This is a genomic window from Synechococcus sp. CCY9201 (genome assembly GCF_034931105.1).
In the GTDB taxonomy this organism is placed as follows: domain Bacteria; phylum Cyanobacteriota; class Cyanobacteriia; order PCC-6307; family Cyanobiaceae; genus CBW1002.
Window position 1 is genome coordinate 1 of sequence record NZ_JAYGIC010000166.1, and the last position, 6,033, is coordinate 6,033.

Below are 6,033 nucleotides of genomic sequence, written 5' to 3' on the forward strand. Positions count from 1 at the left end.
CCCGGCGCCGTGGCGGCGGTGAGCGTGGACCTGGCCGATCTTGATCTGCGCTGGCTGCGGGCCAGCCATTTCGAGGGGCAGGGCAGTGCCCTGCTGGTGGCGCTGGCGGCACCGGTCCCCCTGCTCAGCGAGGCCGTCGCCCGCCGCGCCGCCGCGCCCCATGAACAGTTGGAGGCACCGGTGCTGGATCTGTCGATCCCGCGGCGAATCAAGCCCAGCTTCGGCGGGGTGCCCTATGCCCAGCTGCTGGCGGGTCGGGTGCAGGTCAGTGGCCGATCGCTGCGCTGCGCTCCGGCCCACAGCATCCGCCTGGCGGCCGAGATCGCCGAGGAGCTGGTGCAACGCCTGCAGGAGGGACGTTTCCCCCTGAGACTGCCCCTGCAGCCCCTGACGGAGAGAGCAGCCCTGCTTCCCCTTGATCCCTGAAGGGTGTCCCATGACGCCGGGAGACCACGCCTGCCTCAAGCCAGAGGCCCGCTGAAGCCTGTGGCCTGAAGGCCCTCGTGGAACGCCTGAGAGTTCATCTCCAGGGATCTCCATCTCAAGGCCTCCCGCCTGGAACGCATGGAAAGGTCGCCGTAAGCTCCGCTCCAGCCCTGCCTGGACCCATGGTCGACAGTTCCAGCCCGATGCCGTCCGCCGAGGATGCCGGCCTGCCCACCCCCCCGGCTCCTGCCGTGGAGGCTGCGCAGGCCCCGGAAGTCACCACACCGGCAACGGACAGTGACTCGCCGCTGGCCGCCACCTTGACGGTGCCTCCTCTGGAGGGAGATGCCGGGGAGGGTGGCGAATGGCAGTTGCTGGTTTCGAAGCTGCAGGACTGGTTCGCCAGTGGCGCCGTGCAGGAGCTCTGGCAGCAGCTGCGCTCCCCGCTGATCGCCCTAGCGGTGCTGATCGGAGTGGTGATGCTCCTGAAGGTTTACGCCGGCGTGATCGGGGCGATGCAGAGCCTGCCCCTGCTGCCCGGGCTGCTGGAGCTGGTGGGGGTGATCTGGCTCAGCCGCTTCGCTGTGACCAAGCTGGTTTACAGCAAGGATCGTGAGGCCCTGCTGCAGGACTGGAGCAGGCGCTGGGAATCCTTTCGCGGCAGGGGCTGAGTCGGCGCCGTGATGTGACGGCTTGTTGATAGTTTGTCTCGATTGCGTCAGTCTCCGGTGAACATCCAGCTCGGTCGATCCCGCACCGTCCGCCGTGCCTACGGCATCGATGAGATCGCCCTGGTGCCCGGTGGCCGCACTGTCGATCCGGCGGTGACCGACAGCAGCTGGACCCTGGGTGGCATCGATCGGGAGATCCCGATCATCGCCAGCGCCATGGATGGGGTGGTGGACGTGGATATGGCCGTGGAGCTCACCAGGCAAGGGGCCCTGGGGGTGCTGAACCTGGAGGGGGTGCAGTGCCGCTACGACGACCCCAACCCCGTGCTGGATCGCATCGCCGCCGTGGGCAAGGACGACTTCGTGCTGCTGATGCAGGAGCTCTACAGCCAGCCGGTCCGGGAGGATCTGATTCGCCAGCGGATCGCTGAGATCAAGGCCAAGGGTGGCATTGCCGCGGTGAGCGCCACCCCCGTGGCTGCCCTGAAGTTCGGCAAGGCGATCGCCGAGGCCGGTGCGGACCTGTTCTTCGTCCAGGCCACGGTGGTGAGCACCGAGCACATCGGCCCTGAAGGCCAGGAAACCCTGGATCTGGCCACCCTCTGCCGCGACTTCGGCGTGCCGGTGGTGATCGGCAACTGCGTCACCTACGAGGTGGCCCTGCAGCTGATGCGTGCCGGCGCCGCCGGCGTGATGGTGGGAATCGGCCCCGGTGCCGCCTGCACCTCGCGCGGCGTGCTGGGTATCGGCATCCCCCAGGCCACCGCAGTGGCCGACTGCGCAGCCGCCCGCGACGACTATCAGAAAGAGAGCGGCCGTTACGTACCGATCGTGGCGGATGGTGGCATCGTCACCGGCGGCGACATCTGCAAGTGCCTGGCCTGCGGCGCCGACGCCGTGATGATCGGCTCGCCGATCGCCCGTGCCGCCGAAGCCCCGGGCCGCGGCTTCCACTGGGGTATGGCCACCCCCAGCCCCGTGCTGCCCAGGGGCACCCGCATCAAGGTGGGCACCACCGGCAGCCTCGAGAAGATCCTGCGTGGCCCCGCTGGCCTCGATGACGGCACCCAGAATCTGCTGGGCTGCATCCGCACCTCCATGGGCACCCTGGGAGCCCGCACCATCCAGGACATGCAGCAGGTGGAGGTGGTGGTCGCTCCGTCGCTGCTCACCGAAGGGAAGGTGTATCAGAAGGCCCAGCAGTTGGGCATGGGCAAGTGATTCCGGGCCTGTCGCAAGCTGAGATTCAGTTCGGGCGCCGGCGAGACGGGCGTTAATCTCAAGGCGTGGGGGCTACGGCTCGCACACTCCTCACACCCCCCGGCCCGGCGCGTCCGGGCTTTTTGTCTTCCTGGCCCCTGGGTCGTGTCCCATCAAGCCGTGCAACGCTTCGACGGGAGCTGTCTGGAGGATTCAGGGGCCGTTGCTAGATTCGAATCACCCTGATCCCAGTAAAGGATGTCCAGCGCTGCAGCCGTCACCGACGCCTCCTTTGAGCAAGACGTGCTCAAGAGCGACGTGCCTGTGCTGGTGGATTTCTGGGCTCCCTGGTGCGGCCCCTGCCGGATGGTGGCGCCGATCGTCGATGAAATTGCCAAGGAATTCGAGGGCAAGATCAAGGTGTTCAAGCTCAACACCGACGAGAACCCCAATGTCGCCAGTCAGTACGGCATCCGTTCCATCCCTACCCTGATGGTGTTCAAGGGCGGCAACAAGGTTGACACCGTCGTTGGAGCCGTTCCCAAGACCACCCTTTCCGGAACGATTTCCAAGTACCTCTGACTCCCTCTCTTTCCGCCCTCGACGGCTTTGGTCAGAGCCCCCTGCAGGTGCTGGGCAACCTGCTCCAGGGGCATCCACAACGCCGTCAGATCGAACGCACCATCGTCACGCTGCTGGAGATCGCCCGCAGCAGTGACGACACCAGTGAATGGCGCCTGATCAACGGCGCCATGGCGGATATCCGTGATGGACTCGCGGTGTTCCAGCCCCACCGCCAGACCCGCAAGGTGACGGTGTTCGGCTCGGCCCGCACGTCCCCCGAGGATCCCTCCTACCAGCTGGCCATGGAGCTGGCTGCGGCAGCGGTGGCCCAGGGCTTCGAGGTGATGACCGGAGCCGGTGGCGGCGTCATGGAGGCGGCCAACCAGGGAGCCGGTTGTGAGAACAGCATCGGCCTCAACGTGGATCTGCCGTTTGAACAGCACGCCAACCGCTATGTGAGTGGCTGCGACGGGCGGCTGCTTCACTTTCGCTACTTTTTCACCCGCAAACTGTTCTTCCTGCGGGAAAGTGATGCCTTGGTGGTGATGCCGGGCGGGTTCGGCACCTTCGATGAGCTGTTCGAGTCCCTGACCCTGATTCAGACCGGTCGCACTCCGCCGATCCCTCTGGTTCTGCTGGCGCCGGACGGGGACCGCTTCTGGGAGGTGTGGCAGGACGACATCCGCCGCAGCCTGGTGGATCGTGGCCTCATCTCACCGGAAGACACCTCGCTGCTGCGGGAAGCGCGCACGGCCCACGAGGCGATCGCCCAGATCTGCCGGTTCTACCGCGTTTATCACGGCACCAATCTGGGCGAAGACCGCCTCGAACTGCTGATGCACGTTCCCGTCCCGATCGCGCTGCTGGCCGAGCTCAACCGCGAGTTCGAGCAGCTGGTGAAGGAGGGCACCATCAGTGCCGGTGAAAGCTGCGATGAGAACGGCATCCTGCGGCCCTGCCTCCGCTTCCAGCTCGACAAGCGCCGCATCGGCCAGCTGTATCAGCTGATCGACCGGCTCAACGGGCTCGATCTGGCCCCCTGCCCTGCCCTGGAGCAGCCCGGTGTGCGTCTGGTGGAGGCGACCCTGTGATCCGGCTCGGCCTGCTCGACTACGGCATGGGCAACCTCCACTCGGTGCAGCGGGCCTTCGAGCGTCTCGGCGCTGCGGTGGTGCCGATCCACACCGCCGCTCAGATCGAGGGTGTGCAGGCCCTGGTGCTGCCGGGAGTGGGGGCGTTTGATCCAGCCATGGACCGCCTGGAGCAGTCGGGCTTGATCCCGGCGATTGCCGCATGGTGTGGAGCTGGTCGGCCCCTGCTCGGCATCTGCCTGGGGCTGCAGCTTCTCTTCGAGGCCAGCGACGAAGGCCAACGCCCCGGGCTGGGATTGCTGGCCGGGCGTGTCAGCGCTCTGCCTCGGCTGCCGGGTCATCCGATCCCGCACATGGGATGGGCACCGTTGCTGCCAGCCCAGGCCAGTGCGCTGCTCCCCGATGGGCTACCGCCGCAGTGGGTCTATTTCGTGCACTCCTACGCCGCGGAACCGCTGGACCCGGCCTGCATCACCGCCCAGGTGGATTTCGGTGGAGTGCCGCTCACCGCGGCGGTCTGGCAGGAGCGGATCGCGGCCTGTCAGTTCCATCCAGAAAAATCGGGCCCGGTGGGCGAGGCGATGCTGCGCCGCTGGCTGGAGTGGCTCGCCCAGCTGCCAGCCTGAGAGGAGCCTCGTGAGCCTGCGTCTCAGCGGTGGCCGCACCTTGCTCAGCCCGCCGGGCCATGGGGCCCGCCCCACCCCGGCCCGGGTGCGCGAAGCGGTGATGAACATGCTGTGCCGCGATCTGCCGGATGCGACCTGGCTGGATCTGTTCAGCGGCAGCGGTGCCATGGGCTGTGAAGCCCTGCAGCGTGGAGCCGCCGTGGTGGTGGCAGTGGACAAGGATCGCCGCCATGCCGCCATCAGCCGCAGCAACCTCGAAGCTGTGGCCGGTGTGACGGCTGCCACCCGCTGGACCCCCGAACGGACCACGGTTTCAGATCCCTGCCTGACGGAGTCTCCGTTGACGAGCCCTTCGTTGACAGTGCCGAAGCTGACGGTGATCTGCCAGGAGGTGATCGGCTGGCTCAAGCGAGAGCAGGCCGGTACTGGTTTTGATCTGATCTACGCCGATCCTCCCTACCAGGCTGGGCTTTACCCGGCGATTGCGGCGGCTCTGCTGGACGGAACGTGGCTCGCACCGGGTGGAACGCTGATCTGGGAGTGCGCCAGCAACGCCCGGCCCGAGCTGCCAGCGGGATGGCGCTGCCGCGACGAGCGGCGCTATGGCAGCACCACGATTCAGCTGCTGGAGGTCAACAGACCGGTTTCAGCCGCCGAGGGCACTGCCGCGGCGGTACTGGTTCCAGGCAGCCACGAACAGCCCCACCAGGGTCACGGGGATCAGACCCAGCACGATGCCGCAGAGCAGGGGTTCGATCATGGGGAAACGCCGTGACGGGAAGCACGGCACAATTCTTCCATGCGCCGGTCGGCACTGCGTGCCTTTTCTCCATCCGTGACAGCTCCTCCCTCCCCCGCGCTGAGCAGCCCAGACGGTCTCTCCGGCATCGCGCCGCCCGGACAGGACGAGAGTTCAGGAGGACGGAGACGTGGCCTGGTTGCGGCCCTGGTGGCGGTGGCTGCCGTCGCCTGCATCCTGCTGGTGCTGGTGGTGCTGCCGGTGGCACGGATGGATCCCTACACCCGCCAGACGATCGACCTCACCGGCTCGGCCGGTAACGGCGGGCGACTGTTTCGACTCAACTGTGCTGGCTGCCACGGCCTGGCGGCCCAGGGACTGGTGGGCCCGAATCTGCATGGCGTGGATCGCCGCAAGAGCGATCGCCAGCTGATCGAGCAGGTGGTGAGTGGCCGTACCCCGCCGATGCCGCGCTTCCAGCCCGATCCCCAGGCCATGGCTGATCTGCTCGCGTTCCTCCACACCCTGCCTTGATCCCTTGAGCCCCGACCGGCCACCCATCGTCGTGGTGCTGGTGGAGCCGGCAGGCCCTCTCAACGTCGGCAGCGTCGCCCGCCTGTGCGCCAACTTCGGGGTGGACCGCCTGCGCTTGGTGGCTCCCCGCTGCGACCCCCTCGGCGAGGAAGCGGTGCGGATGGCGGTGCATGGCCGCTCCC

9 protein-coding genes and 1 pseudogene are annotated in these 6,033 nt (G+C 67.2%); 9 read left to right on the top strand and 1 reads right to left on the bottom strand.

Going from position 1 to position 6,033, the window contains the following annotated elements; translation table 11 throughout:
- The 7 genes and pseudogenes from VB716_RS16125 to VB716_RS16155 all read left to right on the top strand — a co-directional run.
- The coding region (locus VB716_RS16125; RefSeq protein ID WP_323271019.1) for a homocysteine biosynthesis protein at window positions 1-426 on the top strand (426 nt) is incomplete at its 5' end.
- Between the two features lie 182 nt (window positions 427-608).
- The gene (locus tag VB716_RS16130; protein WP_197169697.1) at window positions 609-1,097 is read left to right on the top strand and encodes a CAAD domain-containing protein; all 489 of its coding nucleotides are present in this window, start codon (window positions 609-611) and stop codon (window positions 1,095-1,097) included.
- A 57-nt stretch (window positions 1,098-1,154) separates the two neighbouring features.
- On the top strand, window positions 1,155-2,318 hold the full coding sequence (locus tag VB716_RS16135) for a GuaB3 family IMP dehydrogenase-related protein (protein WP_323271020.1): 1,164 nt from the start codon (window positions 1,155-1,157) through the stop codon (window positions 2,316-2,318).
- Between the two features lie 237 nt (window positions 2,319-2,555).
- A complete protein-coding gene (trxA, locus tag VB716_RS16140; protein WP_197153940.1) occupies window positions 2,556-2,879 on the top strand; it encodes a thioredoxin in 324 nt (107 codons plus the stop codon).
- Window positions 2,880-2,926: 47 nt separating this feature from the next.
- Complete coding sequence (locus tag VB716_RS16145) at window positions 2,927-3,952, top strand: TIGR00730 family Rossman fold protein (protein WP_231597763.1); 1,026 nt, start codon at window positions 2,927-2,929, stop codon at window positions 3,950-3,952.
- A complete protein-coding gene (gene hisH / locus VB716_RS16150; protein ID WP_197169696.1) occupies window positions 3,949-4,578 on the top strand; it encodes an imidazole glycerol phosphate synthase subunit HisH in 630 nt (209 codons plus the stop codon). The genes VB716_RS16145 and hisH overlap by 4 nt, the downstream gene beginning before the upstream one ends.
- Window positions 4,579-4,663: 85 nt before the next feature.
- Window positions 4,664-5,143 (top strand): annotated as a pseudogene (locus VB716_RS16155) (RsmD family RNA methyltransferase); the annotation flags it as partial.
- Between the two features lie 81 nt (window positions 5,144-5,224).
- Here VB716_RS16155 and petG read toward each other — a convergent pair.
- Window positions 5,225-5,338 carry a cytochrome b6-f complex subunit V gene (petG, locus tag VB716_RS16160; protein WP_015110794.1) on the bottom strand — a complete coding sequence of 38 codons (114 nt, stop codon included), beginning with the start codon at window positions 5,336-5,338 and terminating at the stop codon, window positions 5,225-5,227.
- 39 nt (window positions 5,339-5,377) lie between these two features.
- On the opposite strand from petG, the gene VB716_RS16165 reads away from it, so the two are divergent.
- Together VB716_RS16165 and VB716_RS16170 are read left to right on the top strand one after the other, a co-directional pair.
- Window positions 5,378-5,851 (top strand): cytochrome c, encoded by a 474-nt coding sequence (locus VB716_RS16165; RefSeq protein WP_323271021.1) that lies wholly within the window; start codon window positions 5,378-5,380, stop codon window positions 5,849-5,851.
- 25 nt (window positions 5,852-5,876) lie between these two features.
- Window positions 5,877-6,033: TrmH family RNA methyltransferase (locus VB716_RS16170; RefSeq protein ID WP_323271023.1), on the top strand; the 157-nt coding region annotated here is incomplete at its 3' end.

What these genes read in the sequence shown, in the direction of transcription:
- petG (WP_015110794.1), bottom strand. Translation starts at nt 5,338, where the DNA reads ATGATCGAACCCCTGCTCTGCGGCATCGTGCTGGGTCTGATCCCCGTG.
- trxA (WP_197153940.1), top strand. Translation starts at nt 2,556, where the DNA reads ATGTCCAGCGCTGCAGCCGTCACCGACGCCTCCTTTGAGCAAGACGTG.
- VB716_RS16165 (WP_323271021.1), top strand. Translation starts at nt 5,378, where the DNA reads ATGCGCCGGTCGGCACTGCGTGCCTTTTCTCCATCCGTGACAGCTCCT.
- VB716_RS16130 (WP_197169697.1), top strand. Translation starts at nt 609, where the DNA reads ATGGTCGACAGTTCCAGCCCGATGCCGTCCGCCGAGGATGCCGGCCTG.